We start from the raw sequence: 20,900 nt of genomic DNA on the forward strand, positions 1-20,900 counted from the left end.
TCAAACGGCCGATTCACCCCGAACGATCATGTCACATCGTGGCGTGGCGAGCCGACAGAAAGTTTTTGACCGGGAGCGGCTAATGGTGGGCCATGAGAGGCGACGACCGCGACGACCCGTTCGGCGACATCTTCGACGAGATCGAACGGATGATGAACGAGATGACCGGTACCGGCAACGGTGCCGATGCCGGCGTCGGCCACGACGCGGGGTTCGGCTCGGAGACCCACGTCGACATCTACGAAGAGGACGGCCGAATTCGACTCGTCGCCGACCTGCCCGGCGTCGACAAGGACGGTATCGACCTGAAGTGTGACGGGAAGACGCTCACGATCAGCGCCGCCTCTCCCCGCCGCGAGTACGACGAGCGCATCCGCCTACCGACTCGCGTCGACGAACACTCCGCGTCGGCCAGTTTCAACAACGGCGTCCTGCAGGTGACCATGGACGCGGTCGACGACTCCGCCGCCATCGACGTCGAATAGGACCTACCCGTTCTCGGTTCCGTCGCCCGACTCCGCCGTTCGCCGGATCAGCCCCGCCAGCCGGTCGTAGAACTCGGGGACGTACTTCGTCGCGGTGTCGACCGTCGGCCGCGCGTTCGTCTCCGCGACGACGACTCGGTCGTCGGTCACCAGAAGGTCGACGCCCAGATACGGCACGCCGAGCGTCTCGGCCACCCGTTCCGCGAGTCGGCGGTGATCGGCCGGGAGGTCGACGCCCCGCGCCGCCGCCCCGCGGTGGACGTTGTGTTTCCACCGACCGGCCGACCGGTCGGAGTCGGGGAGGCGACGCTCCACCGCGCCGGCGTACGCCCCGTCGACGACCATCACCCGGTAGTCGCGGGCGTCGGGGAGGTACTCTTGCAGGAGGAACGTCTTGTCGCCCGTCGCGCGGTAGTCGTGGATCAGATCCAGGTAGTCGACGACGCCGAGAAGCGAGTCGAGGTCCGTCGCCTTCGCGACGCCGACCCCTCGCGTCGTCGAGTTGGGCTTGATCACGACCGGCCACGAGAACCCCTCGACCGCGTCGACGACGGCGGCCTCGTCGACGGGGTTCGACACCATCGTCGTCTTCGGAACCGGGAGACCGGTGGCTCCGAGCGTCGCGATCACGCCGCCCTTGTTGCGCGAGGTTCGCACGGCGCCGCGGTCGTTCACCCACGGGAGGCCGTACAGCGCCGACAGCGCCGTCCCCTCCGGCGTCCGCGACGGGAAGACGAAGCCGGCGTCGAATCCGTCCTCGGGCGGGGCGGTGAGGTCGATCGTTCGCCCCTCCGCGGGGAGGTGTGCCACCTCGATACCGCGCTCGGCGAGGGGCTCTCGCAGGCGGTCGAAGGTTTCGGCCCGGGTCGTCACCGCGAGGCGGAGCATGTGTCACCCGGTGAGGGGTGTGGCGACAAAAGTGCGCGGATCGGCGGGGTCTACTCGTCGACCATCGCGCCGAACGCCTCGGTGGCGTCGGCGGGCACGTCGAAGTCGTGGAAGTGCTCGCCTTTCTCCTTGCTCAGGATGTTCAGCGCCGCCGCCGCCCCGTCGCCGGCCGCGATGACGGCCTGCCACTCCTCGGCGCGCACCATCGCGCCCGTCGCGTAGGCGTCCGCGACGCTCGTCTCCATGTCGACGCCCACGTCGACGACGCCCTCGTCGGTCGTCGCACAGCCGAGGTCCTCGGCGAGACTCCGATCGGCACCCGTCGCCAACACCAGATACGACGCCTCGTACTCGCCGTCGTCGGTCGTCACGGCGAAGCCATCGCCGTCGGCCGAGACGCCGGTCACTTCCTCGCCCTGTCGGCGGTCGACACCGAAGTCGTCGACCTGCTGGCGCGTCACGCCCATGAACTCGCTGCCGCCGATGGAGCCGATACCGGGGTAGTTGAACAGGTGGGCCTTGTGCATCCACGTCTCGTCCGTGTCGAAGACCGTCGCGTCGAGTCCGTTCTTGGCCGCGAACAGCGCCGCACTCAGGCCGGCGGGACCGCCGCCGACGACGATTACTGACGTCATGTCGGCACAATCACCGCCCTGCCTGAAATAGATGGCTCCGCCGGACCCGGTTTTGCCGACGCGTCACCCCCCGTCGTCGAGGCGCTCCTGCCACTCGCGGACCCGGGACATGAGGTCGACGGGCGACGTCTCGGCGACCGACGTCGCCTCGAGTTCCGAGAGCACTGCCTCCGTCTCGGGGTCGAGGGCGTCGCCACCGCCGCCGCCGTCGGTCGACTCCGAGCCGAACTCGCCGGCGCTCAGATCGAACACCGCCTGTGTCGTCTCCCCCGTTTCTGCCCCGGATCCCGTCTCCGTCCCCCGGGCTTCGATGGCCCGGTCCTCGCGGAGTCGGTCGAGCACCTCCCGGGACCGGTCGACGACCGGCGAGGGGACGCCCGCCAAGTCGGCGACATGGACGCCGTAACTCCGGTTCGACGCCCCCTCCTCGACCGTTCGGAGGAACGTGATGTCCTCGTCGCCGTCGTCGTCGCCGGCGACGGCGACGTGGACGTTCTCGACGCGCGGGAGGTGGTCGGCGAGCGCCGTCAGTTCGTGGTAGTGGGTCGCGAACAGACACTTACAGCCGAGTTCGTTGTGGACGTACTCCGTCGTCGCCCACGCGATGGAGATGCCGTCGTAGGTGGCGGTCCCCCGCCCCACCTCGTCGAGGACGACCAACGACTCCTCGGTGGCCGAGTGGAGGATGTTGCTCAACTCCGCCATCTCGACCATGAACGTCGACCGGCCGCCGGCGAGTTCGTCGAGCGCGCCCACGCGCGTGTAGATGCCGTCGACGACGCCCACGGTGGCGGAGCGGGCGGGGACGAAGCTTCCGGCCTGTGCCAGCAGGACGATCAGCGCTGCCTGGCGCATGTACGTCGACTTGCCGGACATGTTGGGGCCGGTGACGAGCAGAAAGCCCCGCTCCTCGTCGAGTTCGAGGTCGTTGGGGACGAACTCCGTCGTCCGCTCGACCACCGGGTGGCGACCGGCCTCGACGACGAGCGGTCCCGGTTCGACCACCTCGGGGCGACACCAGTCGTTGCCCGCGGCGTGGGTGGCGAGCGACGCCAAGGCGTCGACCGTCGCCAGCGTCCGACCGACGTCCTGTAGGCAGTCGGCGTGGGCCGCCACCCGGTCGCGCAGGTCACGGAAGAGGTCGTACTCCAGGTCGCCCCGGGCGTCCTCCAGTCGAAACAGCTCCCGTTCGTGCTCGGCGAGTTCGTCGGTGGTGTACCGCTTGGAGTTCTTGAGCGTCTTGATCTCGCGGTAGTCGTCGGGAACCGCGTCGGTCTCGGAGTTCCCCACTTGGATGTAGTAGCCGTCGGTCTTGTTGCGGTCGACCTGCAGGTGCGTGATGTCCGTGCGGGCCTTCTCGCGGTCGGCCAAGCCGTCAAGCCACTCGCGGGCCTCCTCGTACCGGTCGAGCAAGTCGTCGAGGTCGTCGTCGTACCCCCGGCGGAAGAGGCCACCCTCCGTGACCGTCCCCGGTGGGTCCTCGACGAGCGCGTCGTCCAACGCCGCCCGAAGCGTCGCCGCGGCCTCCGCGTCGGGACGGTCGACGACCTCCGGCAGCGGCGAGTCGGAGAGCCGAGAGTCGGTGACCGCGTCGGCGAGTGCCGGCAGGACGGCGAGCGTGTCCCGGACCGAGAGCAGGTCGTCCGCGTCGGCGCTTCCGCTGGTTGCTCGCGCCGCGAGGCGTTCGAGGTCGTAGGCGTCGCCGAGGACCTCCCGCACCCGGTCGCGGGCGAGCGTCGCCTCGACCAGCGCCGCCACGCCGTCCAGCCGGCAGTCGATTACACCCCGGTCGCGTCGGGGGCGCGTCACCCACTCCTCGAGGCGTCGCCGCCCGGCGCTCGTCACCGTGTGGTCGACCGTCGCGAGCAGCGATCCCTCGCGGTCGCCGTGCATCGTCTCGACGAGTTCGAGGTTGCGCTGGGTCGTCGCGTCGAGGTTCAGATGGTCGCCGGGGTCGTACGCCTGTAGACGGGTCAGCGCCTCGAGGACGCCGACACCCGTCTCGGAGACGTACGCGAGGGCGGCACCCGCGGCGGCGACGGCGGCGCGGTCGTCGAGGCCGACGCTCTCCAGAGCGGCGTCGCCGAAGTGATCCCGGAGTCTGCGCTCGGCCCGTCCGGGGGCGAACGCCGCCGGATCGTGGTCGGTCACCGAGGCCTCCCGGACGCCGCTCAAGAGGTCGGCGTCGGCATCGTCCTCGCGGAGCGTCGGCCCCGGCAGGACCTCGGCGGGGTCGAACCGGTGGAGTTCGGCCCGCGCCGTCGCCGCCGCCTCCGTCGACGTGACGCGGAACGCGCCGGTCGTCACGTCGACGAAGGCGAGGCCGTAGCGGTCGTCGACGGCGACGACGGCCGCCAGGAACTGCGCGGTCGGATCCGTCGTCTCCAGCAAGGTCCCGGGGGTGACGACACGGGTTATCTCGCGGGCGTGGCCGTCCGACGTCTCGTACTGGTCGGCGACGGCGACCCGGTAACCACGCTCCACCAGCGCTTTCAGGTAGGGCGTCAGGTCGTCGACCGGCACGCCGGCCATCGGGTACGTCGACCCGTGGGAAGATTTCTCCGACACCTTCAGATCGAGTTCGTCGCCGACGAACTCGGCGTCTTCGGCGAAGAACTCGTAGAAGTCGCCACACTGCATCGCCAGCAGATCGGCGTCCGTCTCCGACTTCAGGGCGAGGAACTCACCCACGATTCCGTCGGCGGTCATACCCACTCTCCTGCCGTGGGCGGGTAAAACGCTGTGGGTCTCGGTGCCCCGGCTGCGCCCGATCCGCTACTCCGCCACCGCGTCGAGCAACGTGAACACTCGCTCACCCAGTTCCTCGGGTGTCTCCGCGACGACCTTGATGATCGCCTCCTTGCCGACGGCACCGCGGTCGAGGACGGCGACGGGCGTCGGGGCATCGGCGTCGACGGCGCCGAACGCCCGCCGCGCGCCCCAACCCATCGTCCCGCTCGCGTCATCGGGTTCGGCGTCGCGGTCGTACTCCGTCACCGGGCCGTCCAACTCGGCGGTCGCCGCCTCCGTCGCGTCGTCGAACCGGCAGTTGACGGCGAACCGGAGGTCGGGATCGAACTCCCGGGCCGCGAGGAGGAAGCGGGCGACGTGGGAGGAGGCGCCGAGTCTGACGCCGCGGTTGGGCGCGGCGCCCGAGAGCGTTCGGGTGATCCGCCCCTCGACGGCGGCCGTCTCGCCGACCGCCTCGGCGTACTCCGTCGCGCCGACGACGTTCATCCCCACCTCGGGGATCAGTCGGGAGACGTCGCGGTCGACGAACGCCTCGACCACCTCCGCCACGTCGGTCATCGTCCGGTGGCGGTCGGCAGCCTCGCGGAGCGCGGCGAGGTGGTGGACCGGCCCGGGGCCCTCGCCCACGTCCAAGCCGTACCGAACCGCCCGTTCCATGAACGTCGTCCCCGCCTCGACGGCGTATGACAGGGTCTCGCCGTGGGCGAGGTGTGCGGCGATGGCGCTGGAGAGGGTACAGCCCGAGCCGTGTGTGGCGTCGGTGTCGATCCGCGAGTGGTCGAAGGTGTGGGCCGTCGGGCCGTCGTCACCGTCGACGACCAGCGTGTCGATCACCGCGTCGTCGGCCGCGACGATGTGACCACCTTTCACGAGCGCCGCGTCGGCACCCATTTCGACCAGTCGCTCGCCCGCCTCGACCGCCGTCTCGTGGTCGGTCGGGTCGACGCCCGTTAGCACCGCCGCCTCGTCGGCGTTGGGCGTGACGAGCGTCGCCGCCGCGACCAGCGACTCGTAGGCCGACTCGGCGTCCGGGTCGAGCAGTCGGTCGCCGCTTGCCGCGACCATCACCGGATCGACGACGACCGGCGCGTCGGTAGCCGCCACCCGGTCGGCGACCAGATCGATCACCGGCTCGGTCGCGAGCATTCCCGTCTTCACCGCGGCGAGGTCGAAGTCGGAGCGGACGACCCGGTACTGTGCCTCGATCTCCGAGACTGGCAGGACGTGTGAATCCTCGACGCCGAGGGTGTTCTGTGCCGTGACCGCGGTGACGACGGACGTGCCGAAGACGCCGTGGGCTTCCATCGTCTTCAGGTCCGCCTGGATTCCCGCACCGCCGCCGGAGTCGCTCCCGGCGATCGTGAGAGCGACCGGCGGCGAGACGGGCGCACGACGCCGACTCACGGCGCGGCCCCCCCGACTCCGTGGCTGGTTCGATGTTCCGATCCCGCGTCGAGTGAGCGACTCATACACGGGCGTACGACCAGCCGACATTTATCGGTGATGGACACACCGGCCGTCGATCGAAGCGGCAAGACCTATCTACGACGGGGGGAAAAGCACGCCCACGCAGATGAGGGAGCGCTCGTCCAACGCTCGGATCGCAGTCGTCGTGGCCGCGCTGATCCTGTCCGTGACGGTGGGGTCGATCGGCGGAGCCGCGGCGGCAGGGACGACGTCCACCCACGCACAACTCGGCGGCGGGCCGCTCTTCCAGCAAGGAGTCGACACCGACTCCGTCCGACTCTCCGTCGGCGTCGAGGAGAACGGCTCCGCGTCGTGGACCGTCGAGTACTGGACCCGACTGGACGACGAGAACACGACCGAGGCGTTCGAATCCCTCCGGAGTGACATCGAATCGAACCCGTCGAACTTCTCCGACCCGTTCGCCGCCCGCATGGAGTCGACGGTCGCCACCGCCGAGAACTCGACCGGTCGCGAGATGAACGCCACCGACTTCGGCGTGCGAGCGGAGACGCGCGCACCCCCCGAGTACGGCGTCGTCGTCTACACGTTCCGGTGGGACGGGTTCGCCGCCGTCGACGGTGACCGCCTCCGCGTCGGCGACGCCATCGAAGGATTCTTCCTCGACGACCGGACCCGCCTCACCGTCGAGTGGCCCGCCGACTACACCGCCACGCGGATCGCCCCCGATCCGGACGAGCGGCGGTCGAACGCGGTCGTGTGGCGCGGTGAGGCGACGAGTTTCGTCTCCGGCGAACCGACGATCGTCCTCGACTCCGACGCGGCCGCCACGACCGAAGCGGGGACTGGCGGTGGAGGGAGCGGGGGCGAGGACGGGGGACCCACGACGGCCTCGCCCGACGACTCCGGGTCGCCGCTCCCCATCCTCGGCGTTGGTGTCGGACTCCTCGTGATCCTCGGGATCGGCGCGTGGTGGTTCCGCGACCGACTGCCGCTCCCCGTCGGTGACGGCGACGGAGCGGGTGGGTCGCCGGCCACCGATCCGGCGGAGTCGGCCGACGACGGCGCACCTGCCGCCGGAGCGGACGCAGGGGCCGCCGCTGCTGCCGACGACGGACGGGACACACAGGACACCCGCGAGGACCTCCTGAGCAACGAGGAGCGCGTCCTCCAGTTCGTCCGCGAACAGGGCGGCCGGGTCAAACAACAGGAGATCGTCGAAGCGTTCGACTGGACCGAGGCTCGGACGAGTCAGATCGTCCGTGACCTCCGCGACGACGGCTCGCTCGAGGGGTTCCGACTCGGTCGTGAAAACGTGTTGAAACTACCGGACGAGGAGTGAACTCGACCGAGTCGATCGCCCGACAGCGGCCACTTCAGGGTCGGCTTGGAACGGTTTAATCCGGGTTAACCGTCCTTCAGGTTCGTACCGGTTTATCCGAAACCACCCCATATCGGAAACCGAAATGAATCCAAACGTTCCGGACGTGGTGATGTACGCAGTCGTCATCGTCGTCGCCGTGGGCGCAGTGGCGGGGTCGGCGGCGGCGGTCTCCGGGACGGCATCGCCGTCGGCAGAGACGGCCGCACAGCAGACGACGGGGAACGGGACCGCGACCGCGACTGAAACCGCCACCGCGACGCCGGCGCCGGAGCCTGAGCCGGAATCGGAGCCGACACCCAACGAATCGGTGGCGGTCGCCCCTGGACAACAGTTGGCCGGCGTCGTCGGCATGCAAGGGGCAGAAGTAGAGGGCGAAGTCGAACAGCGGGCACTGGATCGGCGGGCGTCGCGAGCGAGGACGAACGAGACGAAGGCGGAGCTGGTCGCGTCGGAACTCAACCACGCCCGCGACCGCCTAGAGACCCTCCGCGAGACGCAGGCAGCACTCCGCGAGGCGCGACAGGCGGGCGAGATATCGAACGGAGAGTTCCGTGCGCGGATGGCGATCACGAGCGCGGAGGTTCGCAACGTCCGTGCACGACTCGATTCGAGCGAACGCATCTCCCGTGACTTGCCGGAGCAGGCGCTCGAATCCAACGGCGTCGATCGGTCGGAAGTCGGCCGACTCAAGCAGGATGCCGACGATATGCAGGGCGGGGAAGTAGCCGAAATCGCACGGGGGATCGGCGGCGGGCCACCGGACCGCGAGGGGGATCCAGACCGTGGTCCCGACAGACGGGGACCGCCTCGTGACGGCGACGAAGGGAACGAAGACGACCCCGGTAACTCCGGCGACGCCGGCCGACCCGACGACGCTGGCCGACCCGACGAGGACGACGAAGACGACGAGGACGACGAAGACGACGAGGACGACGAAGACGACGAAGACGACGAAGACGACCCCGGTAACTCCGGCGACGCCGGCCGACCCGACGACGGAAACCAGTCCGGAGACGATTCGGGAAATGAGAACGGGAACGATGGGAACGGCGACAGTCCGGGCCGATCGGGAGAACCCGGACGATCGGGCGACTCCGGCAACTCCGGGAATTCCGGTGACTCCGGGAATTCCGGCAACTCCGGTGACTCCGGGAATTCCGGCAACTCCGGTGACTCCGGGAATTCCGGTGACTCCGGCGACTCCGGGAATTCCGGTGACTCCGGCGACTCCGGTAACTCCGGCGACTCCGGGAATTCCGGTGACTCCGGCGACTCCGGGAATTCCGGTGACTCCGGCAACTCCGGTAACTCCGGTGACTCCGGCAACTCCGGTGACTCCGGGAATTCCGGGGGTGACGACCGATGAGCCGATCTCGACCCCGCGTGCTGATCGCCGACGATCAGCCGACGTTACTCGACCTCTTTGCCACGTGGCTCGAAGACGAGGATATCGACCTCGTCCGTGCGAACTGCGGGGACGAGGCGCTGTCGTACTGTGACGACGGCGACATCGACGTAGCGATCCTCGACAGACACATGCCGCGAGTGTCCGGGGACGAAGTACTCGACGCGCTCCGAGAGGGGGCGTCGAACCCACGCGTCGCGTTCGTGACGGCCGCAGCACCGGACGTAGGGATCGTCGACCTCGACCTCGACGGGTATCTCACGAAACCGGTGACACGCGATGAGTACGTCGGTCTCGTCCGGTCACTGATCGAGCGTGAACGGCTCTCGGAGACGGCGGAGCGGTACGTTTCGAACCTGTCGAAGCGTGCGGCACTGCTCGAATCGGAGTCGGCGTCGGTACTCCGGTCGGATCCGACCTTCGCCGCCTTCGAGGAGAAACTCCTGCGACTGGCAGTGCGCGTCGACGACCGGCAGCTCGACGACCCGTTACTCAGTCGCGCGTTCGCGGACGGCGGCACCATCGACCCGACGGGCTGAATCGGAACGACCGCGGGCCGTCGAACCGACGGCCGACCGGTCGCGGTGTTCGTCGTCCGTCTCCGGGAGTTCCGGGGCATCGTAGACGCCGAATTTGGTCGTGACGGGGCTCCGTGACGCCGTGTGTTCGTACCGTCGGCTGTCCATCGGTGCGAATAGACGCCACGAGGACGTCGAACGGCTCGAGGCGCGAAACGGGGGCGGCCGCCAGTATCAGTCGTCGTCCGGGATCGCACCCTCCGCGCGGAGGGCCGCCACGTCGTCGTCGTCGTAGCCGAGTTCGTGGAGGATCGCCTCGGTGTCTTCGCCCAGCAGCGGCGGCGCACCGTCGAAACCGGCCTCCGCGTGTTCGTAGTTGAGTGGGTGTTCGATCACGGGGACGGTGCCGAGCGCGGGGTGTTCGATCTCGCGGATCGTTCCCCGGGCCTCGGTCTGTTCGTTGTCGAGAGCAGTGGGCACGTCGTAGACGGGGGCGACCGGCAGACCGTGGTCCTCGGCGAGAAGGTCGACCCACTCCTCGGTCGAGCGCTCCTCGAACACCGCCGACAGTTCGGCTTCGAGTTCGTCCATGTTCTCGACGCGGGCGGGGTTGGAGTCGAAGCGGTCGTCCTCGGCGAGTTCGGGCCGACCGACGGCCTCACAGAGTTCGGTCCAGAGCTTCTGGTTCGCACAGCCGACGTTGAGGTAGCCGTCTGCCGTCGGATACGTCTGGTACGGCGCGAGGACGGGGTCTTTCGTCCCCATGCGCTCCGGTTCCTCGCCGACGAAGGCCTTGCCCGCCTGTTTCGTGAGCCACGGGAGAGCGGCGTCGTGCATCCCGATTTCGATCCGGTCGCCCTCGCCGGTGCGTTCCCGGCGGAACAGCGCCCCGACGACGCCGAACGCCGCCCACATCGCCGTGATGAGGTCGGTCTGGGGCAGGCCGACCTTGACGGGGTCGCCGTCCTCGGGCCCCGTCACGGACATGATACCGCTCGTGCCCTGCACGAGGAGGTCGTAGCCCGGCCGACTGGCCCACGGCCCCGTCTCGCCGAACGCCGAGATGGAGCAGTACACCAGGTCCTCGTTGAACTCGCGGAGGTCGTCGTAGCCGACTCCCAACCGCTCGGCGGTGCCGGGCCGGAAGTTCTCGATCACTACGTCGGCCTCCTCGACCAGATCGTACAGCGCCTCGAGCCCCGACTCCGTCTTCAGGTTGAACTCGACGCTCAACTTGTCGTAGTTGATCGTCCAGAAGTAGGGGGACTCGCCGTTCTCGTCGGCGGTCTTCCCCGGCCCGTCGTAGTCGGCCTCGGGTTCGACAAAGGGCGGCCCGGAGTGTCGATTGTCGTCGCCCGCACCCGGCCGCTCCACCTTGATTACTTCCGCACCCTGGTTGGCGAGCATCAGCGTCGCGAAACCACCAGTGACGAACGTCGTCAGGTCCACGACGGTGATGCCGTCGAGGATGTGCTTGTCGTCGGTCACGCTCATACACGACCCCTCGGCCGACCTCCCTAAAATCCTTCCGCGTGCGGACGGCGCGTCGGCGGGTCAGTCGCCGCCGTCGACGGGGTCGTTCACCGGATTCCGCGGCGGTTCCCCCCGGAGGATTCCAAGAACGTCCTCGGTGACGGTCCGGCGCATCGTCTCCTCGGAGGCTTCGGAGTAGAATGCGACGTGGGGCGTGTAGACGATGGCGTCGTGGTCGAGTGGCGGGTCGCTCGGCGGCTCCTCGGGGAGGACGTCGAGGCCGGCACCGGCGATGTCGCCCGCCTCGACGGCCTCGAAGAGCGCCTCCGCGTCCACCAGCGGGCCGCGAGCGGTGTTGACGAGGATGGCGTCCTCGCGCATGCGGTCGAGAGCGTCGGCGTCGATCAGGTGCCGCGTCTCGTCGGTGAGGGGCGCGTGGATCGAGACGTAGCGCGACCGGCCGAGAAGGTCGTCGAGGCCGACCTTCTCGGCTCCCGCGGCTTCGATCTTCTCGGCGTCGACGTAGGGATCGTACACGAGGACGTCGAGGTCGAACCCCTCGACGAGGTCGATCAGCCGGCGCGGGAGTTTCCCGAAGCCGACGAGACCGAGCGTCGCGCCGGTGACCCGGTGGATCGGCTTGCCGGCGGTCCAGTCCCACTCGCCGCCCTTGATCGCTCGGTCGTACTTCGGGATCTTGCGGACGCAGGCCAGCAGGAGACCGAGCGTATGCGTCGGCACCTCCTCGATGCAGTAGTCGGGGACGTTCACTACCGGCACGCCGTGGGCGGCCGCGGCGTCGACGTCGATGGAGTCGACGCCGATGCCGTACCGGCCGACCGCGCGAACGTCGGGGAGCGCTTCGAACACCGCCTCGGTGATCTCGGCGTACTGGACGAGCAACGCGTCGGCACCCCGGGCGGTGTCGATCACCTCCTCGGGCGTTCGGGCGTACTCGCCCCGGAGTTCCACGTCTGCGTCCTCGAGGACGGACGATTCGATCGACAGATCCGGGAAGTCGTAGTCAGTGACGACTATCGTCTCCGTCATGGTTCGCGGTGGCGCGCGGTGAGAACATAAACGTCCCGCCCCGCGGCGGCTCAGTTCTCGTTGAACTCGTCGACGAGGTCGATCCGTTCCTGCGTGGCGAACTGCTCCCACCAGACCTCGGATTCGAACTCGTGGGCCGCCTCCGGATCCGCCGTCTCGGCCGAGTAGTTGATCGCCCGCTTCGAGTTCTTGACCGCCTGTCGGCCGGTGTTCTGGATGGCGTCGACGATGTCGTCGACCGTCTCGTCGAGGTCCTCGCGCGGGACGACGTGGTTGACGAAGCCGATGTCGTCGGCCTCGTCCGCGTCGGCCATCCCCGCAGTGTACACCAGCTCCTTCGTCTTCGCCTCGCCGATCAACTGGGTGACGCGGTGGGTGGACCCGCCGCCGGGGATCTGACCGATGTCGGTGACCGGCACGCCGAACTTGGCGTCGTCGACAGCGATCCGAAGGTCACAGAAGGCCGCAAGGATAAGCCCGCCGCCGACACAGTAGCCGTTGATCTTCGCGATCACCGGACAGTGCAGGTTGTAGACGCGCTTGTAGACATCCTCGTAGAAGAACTCCTGGCGGTCCTTCTGTCGGGGGTCGTGTTCCTCGGAGGGGCCGGCGTACTGTTCGATGTCCGCGCCGGCACAGAACGCGTCCTCGCCCTCGCCCGTGATGACCGTCACGTCGATGTCGCGGTCCAGTTGGATCTCCGCGAAGGCCCGCGCGAGGTCGAAGTACACCTCCGTACTCAGCGCGTTGTACTTCTCCGGGCGGTGGAACGTGATCGTCGCCACGCCGTCCGATACGTCTACCGAGATGCTCTCGTATGCTTCGTACACCATGTTCCCTGAGAATCGGAAGGCCGGATTAAATAAGTTCCCGTGGGCGGTCGGCGCGCTACTCGCCCGCACCCATGACGGTCAGGACCGGGCAGTCCGCGTTCAGCAGGATCGACTGTGTGACGCTGCCGAACAGCACCTTCCCGACGGACGATCGCTTCCGGCCGCCGACGACGATGTACGACGCGTCCACGTCCTCGGCGTACTCGAGGATTCGCTGTGAGGGTTTCCCAACCAGTCCGACCACCTCGTCGGCCTCGACGGTGGCCTCCTCGACGGCGTCGGCGGCGATTTCCTCGGCCAACCCCTCGATGCGCTCCATGTCGATGCTCTCGCCGGTCGCGTCGAACGAGGCGCGTTCGAGGTCTCGGAGTTCGCTCTCCGCGAGGGTGTGGACCACGTGAAGCGGGAGTCCGTGGGCGTCTGCCATCTCTCGCGCCTGTTCGACGACCCGTTCGCCACCCGATCGATCTACTGCAGCGACAATGACCATAGCCGCTGGATTGGCGGTGGCCGACGGATTAAACCTTGTGCCGGTTGCGGCTTAGAGCGCGTCGGCGAGGGCCTCGACGGGCGTGGGAGGTTTCTCGTCGTACTCGTCGCCCAGTTGGGTGCGGCAGGACGCGCCGGGCGCGACGAGTCGGTCGCCCGTACTCTCCTCGACCTGGTCGAAGAGGATCGATCCGATGGCCTGACTCATCGAGAAGTGTTCGGCCTCGTAACCGAACGAACCGGACATGCCACAGCATCCGGAGTCGAGGGGGTCGACCTCGTAGCCGGCCCGGCGCAACACGCCCACCGCGTGGTGGTCTTTCTTCGTCGACTTCTGGTGGCAGTGACCGTGGTAGGTGAGCGTCTCGTCGGGCGCGTCGACCGGCAGGTCGTCGTCGAGTCGGAAGGCGTCGAGGTATTCCATGACTCCGTAGGCGTTGGCGGCGACCGTCTCGACGTCGTCTCCCGAAAGTAGATCCAGGTAGTCGGACTGGAACATCACGGCGTCCGAGGGCTCGACGACCACCACGTCCCAGCCGTCACGGACGCGGGGGGCCAGCGCGTCGACGTTCGTCGCCGCCTGCTCGCGGGCCTTGTCGAGAAAGCCCTTCGAGTGGGGCGGGCGGCCGCTGCCGGTCACGTCGTCCGGAATCTCGACGTGGACGTTCGCCGCCTCCAGCACTTCCACCGCCGCCTTGCCGACGTACGGCGTGTTGTAGTTGGTGTAGGTGTCGGGGAAGAGGAGGGCGCGACTGTCGGCCTCGCTCTCGGGCACACCCGCCCCGCCGCGGGCCTCGAACCAGTCTTCGAGGCTCTCGCGGTGGAACTCGGGGAGCGAGCGGTCCTTGGCGATGCCGAGGGTCTTCTCCATGACCGTCCGGGCACCCGGCACCTTCGCCGCCCAGTTCGAGAGCGGCGCCAGCGCCGATCCCAGCGCGTTCAGGCGGTCGACGTTCGCGAACACCTTGTCCCGCAGGGACGAGCCGTGGCGTTCGTGGTACTCGTTGGCCACCTCGACTTTCATCTTCGCGAGGTCGACCTCGCTGGGACAGTCCTTCGAACAGCCCTTGCAGCCGATACAGAGGTCCAACACCTCGTGCATGAACTCCACGTCGAACTGTTCTTCCTCCCCCAGGTCGCCGCTCATCGCCTGCCTGAGCAGGTTCGCCCGGCCGCGGGTGCTGGTGATCTCCTCCTGGCTGGCGCGGTAGGTCGGACACATCACACCACCGGTCGTCTCCTGGGTCCCGCGGCAACTCCCACAGCCGTGACAGAGCTCCGCCATGCCCTGGAACCCGTTGTCGATGTCCCAGTTGAGCGCGGGGTCGAAGCCGGAGTCGAAGTCGTAGTCGGCGTCGAACCGGAGGTTCTCGGTCATGTCCACGTCGCCACAGACCGTCCCCGGATTGAGGATCCAGTCGGGGTCGACGGCGGTCTTCAGGTCCTGGAACACCGTCATGAGGTGGTCCCCGTAGAGTTTCCAGTTCCACTGGGTGCGTGCACGCCCGTCGCCGTGTTCGCCCGAGACGGAGCCGTCGTACCGCACCGCGAGGTCGGTGGCAGCGTCCGCGATGGACTCCATCTCCGCGACGCCCTCCTCGGTCTTGGTGTTGATCAGCGGCCTGACGTGGATACAGCCCGGCCCGGCGTGGGCGTAGAAGCTCCCGATGGTGTCGTGGTCCTCGAACACCTGCTTGAAGTCGGCGATGAACTCCGGCAGGTGCTTGGGCGGCACCGCCACGTCCTCGATGAAGGCGATGTGTTTGGCGTCGGTGGTGCGGGAGAGCAGGATGGGCGTCGACGCCTTTCGCATCTTCCAGAAGTTCTTCTGGTCTTTCTCCTCGTAGGCCTCCATCCCGTCGAACGCCCGGTCGCCGATCCGGTCGTCGAGCAGGGCCTCCACCTTCTCCTGGCGCTCCTCGTGGCTGTCGGCGTAGAACTCCACCAACAGGAACGTGTCCGTCCGATCCGGCAGGAGGTCGATCACGTCCTTGAACTCCTCCAACTCGCGGGCCAGGTCGACGAGGACGCCGTCCAACACCTCCAGTGCGGCCGGTTCGTGTTCGAGGATGTCGTCGACGTCCTCCATCGCCTCGAGCAGGCTGTCGTAGGTGAGGAGGCCGAGGGCCTTCATCTCGGGGAGGGGCTCCAGCGAGACTTCGACTTCGGTGACGACGGCGAGGGTCCCTTCGCTCCCGACGATCAGGCGAGCGAGGTTGACCGAACCGGATTCGGCCTCGTCGACGAGGACGTCGAGTGCGTACCCCGAGACGTTGCGCTTGAGTTCGGGGAACCGCTCCTCGACGTGGTCGCTCTCCTCCTCGACGATCCGGTGGGCCTCGGCGTAGAGGCGTTCCTCGAGGGTGCCGTCGGGGTCGGCGCCCGCCTCCAACTCCTCTAAGGTCACTTCGCCCAGCGTCGTCACCGTGCCGTCCGCGAGGACGACCTCCAGTTCCTCGACGTAGGCGTCCGTCTTCCCGTACAGCAGGGAGTGGGCGCCGGTGGTGTTGTTGCCCACCGCCCCGCCCATGGCGCTCCGGTTGGCGGTTGAGGGATCGGGCGCGAACTTCAAGTCGTGGGGTTCGAGCGCCTCGTTCAACTCCGAGAGGATCGCACCCGACTCCACCCGTGCCGTCCGCGCGTCGGGATCGATGTCGACGATGCCGTCCATGTCTCGCGTGAAGTCGAGGACGACCGCCTCGTTGACCGTCTGGCCGGCGAGGCTCGTCCCCCCGCCGCGGGGGAGGACGGGAATCTCACGGTCGGCGCAGTACTCGACGACCGCGGAGACGTCGGCCGTCGAAGTGGGGAAGACGACGCCGACCGGCGTCACTTCGTAGATGCTGGCGTCGGTGGCGTACAGCTGTCGGGAGTAGTCGTCGAACCGCACGTCGCCGTCGATCAGGCCGTCGAGGTCCTCGGCCAGTCCCGGCCGCTCTACCGAGTCACCCCGGTGGTCGTAGTTCGTCCGAGGGTCGAGTGCCGGACCGACGTCGTCGAGTGATGTGTTGGATTTAGCCATGGTGGATGAGTGTCGTACGAATGTGTCGCTCGACGGCAGTAAAGTTGTTGCCTCGGGGCACGACACCACGGAGGGAGGTGTTGGGAGGCGGGCGGGCGGGGTCGGAAGCGGTCGACCGTTGCGTTACGGGCTCGGGGCGCCGCTGTACTGCTCCAGTAGATACTCGCGGCCGTCCAGCATGTCTTGGAGCGTCCCGAACGCGAGCATGTAGTGGCCGTCGTAGCCACTCTCTTCGATCAGCCGGAAGGTGGCGTCGAAGTCGAGGTCCCCCTCGCCGGGAGCGAGGTGTTCCTCCACGTCGCCGTGGTTGTCGTTCAGTCGGACCTCGGCACACAGGTCCGGCCCGAGGGTCTCGAAGTATCCGTCGATGTCCTCGGGGAACTGCCGGGCGTGGGGCGGGTTGAAGGCCCACCCGAGGGTGTCCGCCTCGAGTTCGTCGAAGTACTCGGTCACCTCGTCGAGCGTGACGGGGACGTACTTCATCTCGGAGGCGTCCGGTTCGAAGTTGTGGTTCTCCAGCAGGAGGTCGGGGTGGGCGTCCCCGGCGTACTCGATGATCCGGCGGAGTCGGGCCTTGCTCGCCGCGACGCGGTCCTCGTAGTCGTCGGTGAAGTGGTAGCCGCCGTGGACGATGATCCGATCCGCGTGGACCATGTCGCCGATGTCGACGTAGGCCTGCAGGTACGCGTCGACTGCGTCGTCGACGTGGGCGGACGTCTCAGCGACGTTCACCGCCGACAGGGTGTGGAGACCGAGACTGATGTCGGCGTCCTCGCAGGTGTCCCGGATGGACTCGACCTCCGCATCGTCGTACGCGTCCGGATCGATCGGTCCGTCGTCGAGGCAGACGTCGACGTAGTGAACGTCGTTGTCCGCGGCCCACTCGACGGCCTCCTCGATGGTCAACTTCTGTCCGACGTCGACGCCGATCCGTTCTTTGAGAGTCATCTGTGTATCACTCGACCGGATGGGTTTGACACGACCACACATAAACCCATGCGGTCGAGTGGTCGGGGGACGGCGTGCCGACGACCGACGGATCGGCAGTGTTTATTGGGGCCGTCCGGGTAACGAGGGGTATGTCGAACGGAGGACCACTGTCCGACCTGACTGTCGTGGAGCTGACGGTACACCGCGCGGCCCCGTTCTGTGGCGCGTTGCTCGCCGATATGGGTGCCGAAGTGATCAAAGTGGAGCGGCCGGGCGTCGGCGACCCGGCGCGGAGTCAAGGGATCGGCCCCGACGACAAGTCAGCGTACTTCATGGTGAACAACCGGAACAAGAAGTCCGTCACGCTCGACCTGAAGGCCGACGCGGGCCAGGAGGCGATGCTGGAACTGCTCGCCGACGCCGACGTCTTCATCGAGAACTTCTCGCTCGGCGTCCCCGAACGACTGGGCGTCGGCTACGAGGACGTCAAAGCGGTGAACGAGGACATCGTCTACGCGAGCATCAAGGGGTACGGGAAGACCGGACCGAAAAAGGAGAAGAAGGGGCTCGACCTCATCCTGCAGGCGGAGGGTGGGATCATGAGCGTCACGGGGCCCGAGGGCGGCGACCCCGTCAAGGTCGGGCAGGCGCTGGGTGACCTCAACACCGGGTTGCTCACCACCATCGGGATTCTGGCGCGACTCTACGAGCGCGAGCAAACCGGCGAGGGCGGCCAGTTCGACGTGGGGCTGTACGACGCCGTGGTCTCGTTCCTCAACGAGTACATCACCAACTACTCGATGACGGGCGAGGTGCCGGGTCCTCAGGGGACGAGCCACCAGACCTCCGTGCCGTACCAACTGTTCGAGACAGCGGACAGCCACATCGTGACCGGCGTCGGGAGCGACGAACGCTGGCCCGACTTCGTCGAGGTTATCGGCCGCGAGGAACTCGCGGAGTACCCGACCAACGCCGACCGCGTCGAGCACAAAGCGGAGGTCATCGGCATCATCCAGGAGGAGTTCCGGAAGAAGCCGACCGACTACTGGCTCGACCGCCTCACCGAGTACGGCTTCCCGAACGGCCCGATGAACAACGTCGAAGAGGTCGTCGAGGACGAACAGAGCGAGGCCCGCGGCCTCGTCGAGGAACACGACGACCCCGACTACGGGGAGTGTCTCATGCCGGGCCACCCGATCCACTTCCCCGACCACGACACCTCGATCCGATCGCCGGCCCCACGGCTCGGCGACGACGTCGAGGAGGTGTTCGAGGCGGTGGCCGACGAGGAACAGGTCGAGGCGTGGCGCGACGGCGGCGCGTTCGGCGACGACTGAAAAAAACCGCGACTGCGGCGGTTAGAACAGGTTCGCGGCCATCGTGCTGATCCGCCGGAACGGTCCCTGTCCGTAGGGGAGCGCGACGTTCATCACGTTCCGGAAGGCGAAGAAGACGATCAGCGCGACGAGGACGCTGAACACCAGCAGTTTCACCCTGTCGCGGTAGCCGATGACGTAGGCGAACGCGAACAGGAAGAACGGCGCGCCGACGAAGAAGCCGACGTACTCGAGCGCGAAGAAGAACACGATCGAGAGCGCAATCGAGAGCAGGTACTGCCGTTGCTTCTCGTCGAGAGTGTCCAGACCGGCCGGAACGACCGTGCTCAGGTCGACGCCGTCGGCGTCCCGGTAGAGCAGCCCCAGGTTCAGCAGGCCGGCGACGAGCAACACGACCAGCGTCGCGCGCGGCCAGAACGCCGCGCCGGGGTCGGGGTCGGAGATACGGACATCGGCGAACTGGCCGGAGACGGCCAAGAACGCCGCGGCGAGGACGATGAACGCGAGGGTGATGAACATGTCCCGCGTCGCGCTCGGCGGGGCCTGTTCGCGGAGTGAGTCGTCGTCCTCGTTCTCGGTGCTCATTGTTGCACCTCCGTCAGCCCGAGTCGTTCACGGATGCGGTCACCGAACTGGGTGCTGTCCATGATCAGCGGGATGAAGAACACGAACACCGAGAGGACGATCAGCACGGCCGAGATGGGGCGTTCGAGGAACACCATCCAGTCGCCCTGGGCCTTGGTCAGCGAGCGACGGAGGCTGGGCTCCGCCAGCGGCCCGAGCACCAGGCCGATCACCATCGGTGCCACGGAGTAGTTGTACTTCTCGAGGTAGTAGCCGCCGATGCCGAAGATGAACATCGTCCAGACGTCGGCCATGATGTTCCGCGTCGCGAACGCGCCGACGATAGTGAACACCATGATCAGCGTCAGTAACAGTTCCCGTGGGACGTGACGCACCTGGATGAACAGCTTGACGATGGGCTTGTTCAGCAGGAGGATGGCCACGTTCGCCATCAGCAGCGCGGCGAAGATTGTGTACACCAGATCCCCCTGCGTCGAGATGAGCGCCGGCCCCGGGCGGATGCCGTGCAGGATGAACGCTGCGAGGATGACCGCCGTGGTCGCACTCCCCGGGATGCCGAGGGTCAGGAGGGGGACGAACGCCCCACTACAGGCGGCGTTGTTGGCCGTCTCGGGGGCGGCGACGCCCTCCGGGACGCCGGTGCCGAACTTCTCGCGGACGTCCTTGGGCACCAGCCGCTGGCCGAACGTGTAGCCAAAGAGCGCGCCGGTCGTCGCGCCCGCGCCGGGCAGGACGCCGATGAGCGTCCCCATCACCGAGTTGAACCCGAGGATGCGGGAGAAGCGCTTGAAGTAGCTGAACGGCGGGAACATCGACCCGGACGTGGCTTCGGAGAGGTCCGAACCGCCGCCCTCGCCGCCCTCACCGTCCCCGCCACCGACGAGGCTCCCGCCGCTCTGGACCTGCTTCAGCACCTCGGAGAAGGCGAACACCCCGAGGATCACCGGGATGAAGTCGATGCCACTCGCGAGGTAGTTGCTCCCGAAGGTGAAGCGGGCCGTCCCCGTGAGCGGGTCGAACCCGAACACGCCGAGGAACAGCCCGAACGACATCATCATCGTCGCCTTCGTCACGTTGCCGGCACCGATGGTCGAAACCAGTCCCAGGCCGAGCAGGATGACGGCGAAGAACTCGGGGTCCGAGAGCTGGATCGCGAACTCGGCGAGCGTGGGCGAGAAGAGGATCAGGATGACCGTCCCCACGATGCCGCCGAACGCGGAGGCGAACACCGCGGTGCTGATCGCTTCCCGCAACTGCCCGTTCTGGTTCATCGGGTAGCCGTCGAGGGTCGTCATGATCGCCTCGGGCGCGCCGGGCACCTTGAACAGGATGGCGCTGATCGACCCCGCGTACACCGCGCCCGCGTAGATGACCGCGAGCATCATGATCCCCGAGACCGGGTTCAACGCGTAGGTCACCGGGATCATCAGGACCACCGTCATCGTCCCGTTCATGCCCGGAATCGCCCCGCTCAGCATGCCCAGGGTGATCGCCACCATGAACAGGAGCATGTTGAACGGGGTGAGGATGTTCCCGAACCCGGCGGCGAGATTCTCGATTACCATTACTTGTCGTACTCCCGCCCCCGGCGACGCGAGGCGTCACGGCCGTGTACCGATGGCCGTGGCTCGCGAACCGACCGGGAGCGTTCGATTTCCGTCGTGGTGTGCTTGTGACTCATTGTGTCTGT

General features: G+C 67.6%; 17 protein-coding genes. 5 read left to right on the forward strand and 12 right to left on the reverse strand.

Annotated elements, in window-relative coordinates; translation table 11 throughout:
* Positions 1-92 precede the first annotated feature (92 nt).
* Positions 93-485 carry an Hsp20/alpha crystallin family protein gene (locus tag NBT81_RS16530; RefSeq protein ID WP_338739985.1) on the forward strand — a complete coding sequence of 131 codons (393 nt, stop codon included), beginning with the start codon at positions 93-95 and terminating at the stop codon, positions 483-485.
* Positions 486-488: 3 nt separating this feature from the next.
* On the opposite strand, the gene NBT81_RS16535 is transcribed toward NBT81_RS16530, so the two are convergent.
* The 4 genes from NBT81_RS16535 to thiD form a co-directional block, all read right to left on the reverse strand.
* Positions 489-1,373 carry a RimK family alpha-L-glutamate ligase gene (locus tag NBT81_RS16535; RefSeq protein WP_338739987.1) on the reverse strand — a complete coding sequence of 295 codons (885 nt, stop codon included), beginning with the start codon at positions 1,371-1,373 and terminating at the stop codon, positions 489-491.
* Positions 1,374-1,423: 50 nt separating this feature from the next.
* On the reverse strand, positions 1,424-2,008 hold the full coding sequence (locus NBT81_RS16540) for an NAD(P)/FAD-dependent oxidoreductase (RefSeq protein ID WP_338739989.1): 585 nt from the start codon (positions 2,006-2,008) through the stop codon (positions 1,424-1,426).
* Positions 2,009-2,071: 63 nt separating this feature from the next.
* On the reverse strand, positions 2,072-4,717 hold the full coding sequence (mutS, locus tag NBT81_RS16545; RefSeq protein WP_338739990.1) for a DNA mismatch repair protein MutS: 2,646 nt from the start codon (positions 4,715-4,717) through the stop codon (positions 2,072-2,074).
* 66 nt (positions 4,718-4,783) lie between these two features.
* Positions 4,784-6,163: a bifunctional hydroxymethylpyrimidine kinase/phosphomethylpyrimidine kinase gene (gene thiD / locus NBT81_RS16550; RefSeq protein ID WP_338739991.1), complete on the reverse strand. Its 1,380-nt coding sequence runs from the start codon at positions 6,161-6,163 to the stop codon at positions 4,784-4,786.
* A 169-nt stretch (positions 6,164-6,332) separates the two neighbouring features.
* On the opposite strand from thiD, the gene NBT81_RS16555 reads away from it, so the two are divergent.
* From NBT81_RS16555 to NBT81_RS16565, 3 genes are all read left to right on the forward strand, one after another.
* A complete protein-coding gene (locus NBT81_RS16555) occupies positions 6,333-7,526 on the forward strand; it encodes a DUF7345 domain-containing protein (RefSeq protein ID WP_338739992.1) in 1,194 nt (397 codons plus the stop codon).
* Positions 7,527-7,650: 124 nt separating this feature from the next.
* Positions 7,651-8,934, forward strand: coding sequence for a DUF7096 domain-containing protein (locus NBT81_RS16560; protein ID WP_338739993.1), 1,284 nt, complete (start codon positions 7,651-7,653; stop codon positions 8,932-8,934).
* Positions 8,931-9,512 (forward strand): response regulator, encoded by a 582-nt coding sequence (locus tag NBT81_RS16565; RefSeq protein ID WP_338739994.1) that lies wholly within the window; start codon positions 8,931-8,933, stop codon positions 9,510-9,512. The genes NBT81_RS16560 and NBT81_RS16565 overlap by 4 nt, the downstream gene beginning before the upstream one ends.
* A gap of 213 nt (positions 9,513-9,725) precedes the next feature.
* Here the strand turns inward: NBT81_RS16565 and NBT81_RS16570 are convergent, their stop codons facing one another.
* The 6 genes from NBT81_RS16570 to NBT81_RS16595 form a co-directional block, all read right to left on the reverse strand.
* Positions 9,726-10,985, reverse strand: a complete 1,260-nt coding sequence (locus NBT81_RS16570) for a CaiB/BaiF CoA-transferase family protein (RefSeq protein WP_338739995.1) — start codon at positions 10,983-10,985, stop codon at positions 9,726-9,728.
* Between the two features lie 60 nt (positions 10,986-11,045).
* Positions 11,046-12,014 (reverse strand): C-terminal binding protein, encoded by a 969-nt coding sequence (locus NBT81_RS16575; RefSeq protein ID WP_338739996.1) that lies wholly within the window; start codon positions 12,012-12,014, stop codon positions 11,046-11,048.
* A gap of 50 nt (positions 12,015-12,064) precedes the next feature.
* Complete coding sequence (locus NBT81_RS16580) at positions 12,065-12,847, reverse strand: enoyl-CoA hydratase/isomerase family protein (RefSeq protein ID WP_338739997.1); 783 nt, start codon at positions 12,845-12,847, stop codon at positions 12,065-12,067.
* A gap of 55 nt (positions 12,848-12,902) precedes the next feature.
* Positions 12,903-13,337, reverse strand: coding sequence for a universal stress protein (locus NBT81_RS16585; protein WP_338739998.1), 435 nt, complete (start codon positions 13,335-13,337; stop codon positions 12,903-12,905).
* A gap of 51 nt (positions 13,338-13,388) precedes the next feature.
* On the reverse strand, positions 13,389-16,358 hold the full coding sequence (locus NBT81_RS16590; protein ID WP_338739999.1) for an FAD-binding and (Fe-S)-binding domain-containing protein: 2,970 nt from the start codon (positions 16,356-16,358) through the stop codon (positions 13,389-13,391).
* 123 nt (positions 16,359-16,481) lie between these two features.
* Entirely contained in the window at positions 16,482-17,306 is an 825-nt protein-coding gene (locus tag NBT81_RS16595; protein ID WP_338740000.1) for a sugar phosphate isomerase/epimerase family protein, read from the reverse strand.
* Between the two features lie 131 nt (positions 17,307-17,437).
* Here NBT81_RS16595 and NBT81_RS16600 point away from each other — a divergent pair, with 131 nt between their 5' ends.
* Positions 17,438-18,625: a CoA transferase gene (locus NBT81_RS16600; RefSeq protein ID WP_338740001.1), complete on the forward strand. Its 1,188-nt coding sequence runs from the start codon at positions 17,438-17,440 to the stop codon at positions 18,623-18,625.
* 21 nt (positions 18,626-18,646) lie between these two features.
* On the opposite strand, the gene NBT81_RS16605 is transcribed toward NBT81_RS16600, so the two are convergent.
* Together NBT81_RS16605 and NBT81_RS16610 are read right to left on the reverse strand one after the other, a co-directional pair.
* Positions 18,647-19,210, reverse strand: coding sequence for a tripartite tricarboxylate transporter TctB family protein (locus NBT81_RS16605; protein ID WP_338740003.1), 564 nt, complete (start codon positions 19,208-19,210; stop codon positions 18,647-18,649).
* Positions 19,207-20,775: a tripartite tricarboxylate transporter permease gene (locus tag NBT81_RS16610; protein WP_338740004.1), complete on the reverse strand. Its 1,569-nt coding sequence runs from the start codon at positions 20,773-20,775 to the stop codon at positions 19,207-19,209. Before NBT81_RS16610 ends, NBT81_RS16605 begins: the two co-directional genes overlap by 4 nt.
* Positions 20,776-20,900: the final 125 nt, after the last annotated feature.

Origin of the sequence: Haloplanus sp. CK5-1 (assembly GCF_037201915.1) — an archaeon.
GTDB lineage: Archaea > Halobacteriota > Halobacteria > Halobacteriales > Haloferacaceae > Haloplanus > Haloplanus salilacus.

What these genes read in the sequence shown, in the direction of transcription:
- NBT81_RS16530 (WP_338739985.1), top strand. Translation starts at nt 93, where the DNA reads ATGAGAGGCGACGACCGCGACGACCCGTTCGGCGACATCTTCGACGAG.
- NBT81_RS16535 (WP_338739987.1), bottom strand. Translation starts at nt 1,373, where the DNA reads ATGCTCCGCCTCGCGGTGACGACCCGGGCCGAAACCTTCGACCGCCTG.
- NBT81_RS16540 (WP_338739989.1), bottom strand. Translation starts at nt 2,008, where the DNA reads ATGACGTCAGTAATCGTCGTCGGCGGCGGTCCCGCCGGCCTGAGTGCG.
- mutS (WP_338739990.1), bottom strand. Translation starts at nt 4,717, where the DNA reads ATGACCGCCGACGGAATCGTGGGTGAGTTCCTCGCCCTGAAGTCGGAG.
- NBT81_RS16555 (WP_338739992.1), top strand. Translation starts at nt 6,333, where the DNA reads ATGAGGGAGCGCTCGTCCAACGCTCGGATCGCAGTCGTCGTGGCCGCG.
- NBT81_RS16560 (WP_338739993.1), top strand. Translation starts at nt 7,651, where the DNA reads ATGAATCCAAACGTTCCGGACGTGGTGATGTACGCAGTCGTCATCGTC.
- NBT81_RS16565 (WP_338739994.1), top strand. Translation starts at nt 8,931, where the DNA reads ATGAGCCGATCTCGACCCCGCGTGCTGATCGCCGACGATCAGCCGACG.
- NBT81_RS16570 (WP_338739995.1), bottom strand. Translation starts at nt 10,985, where the DNA reads ATGAGCGTGACCGACGACAAGCACATCCTCGACGGCATCACCGTCGTG.
- NBT81_RS16575 (WP_338739996.1), bottom strand. Translation starts at nt 12,014, where the DNA reads ATGACGGAGACGATAGTCGTCACTGACTACGACTTCCCGGATCTGTCG.
- NBT81_RS16580 (WP_338739997.1), bottom strand. Translation starts at nt 12,847, where the DNA reads ATGGTGTACGAAGCATACGAGAGCATCTCGGTAGACGTATCGGACGGC.
- NBT81_RS16585 (WP_338739998.1), bottom strand. Translation starts at nt 13,337, where the DNA reads ATGGTCATTGTCGCTGCAGTAGATCGATCGGGTGGCGAACGGGTCGTC.
- NBT81_RS16590 (WP_338739999.1), bottom strand. Translation starts at nt 16,358, where the DNA reads ATGGCTAAATCCAACACATCACTCGACGACGTCGGTCCGGCACTCGAC.
- NBT81_RS16595 (WP_338740000.1), bottom strand. Translation starts at nt 17,306, where the DNA reads ATGACTCTCAAAGAACGGATCGGCGTCGACGTCGGACAGAAGTTGACC.
- NBT81_RS16600 (WP_338740001.1), top strand. Translation starts at nt 17,438, where the DNA reads ATGTCGAACGGAGGACCACTGTCCGACCTGACTGTCGTGGAGCTGACG.
- NBT81_RS16605 (WP_338740003.1), bottom strand. Translation starts at nt 19,210, where the DNA reads ATGAGCACCGAGAACGAGGACGACGACTCACTCCGCGAACAGGCCCCG.
- NBT81_RS16610 (WP_338740004.1), bottom strand. Translation starts at nt 20,775, where the DNA reads ATGGTAATCGAGAATCTCGCCGCCGGGTTCGGGAACATCCTCACCCCG.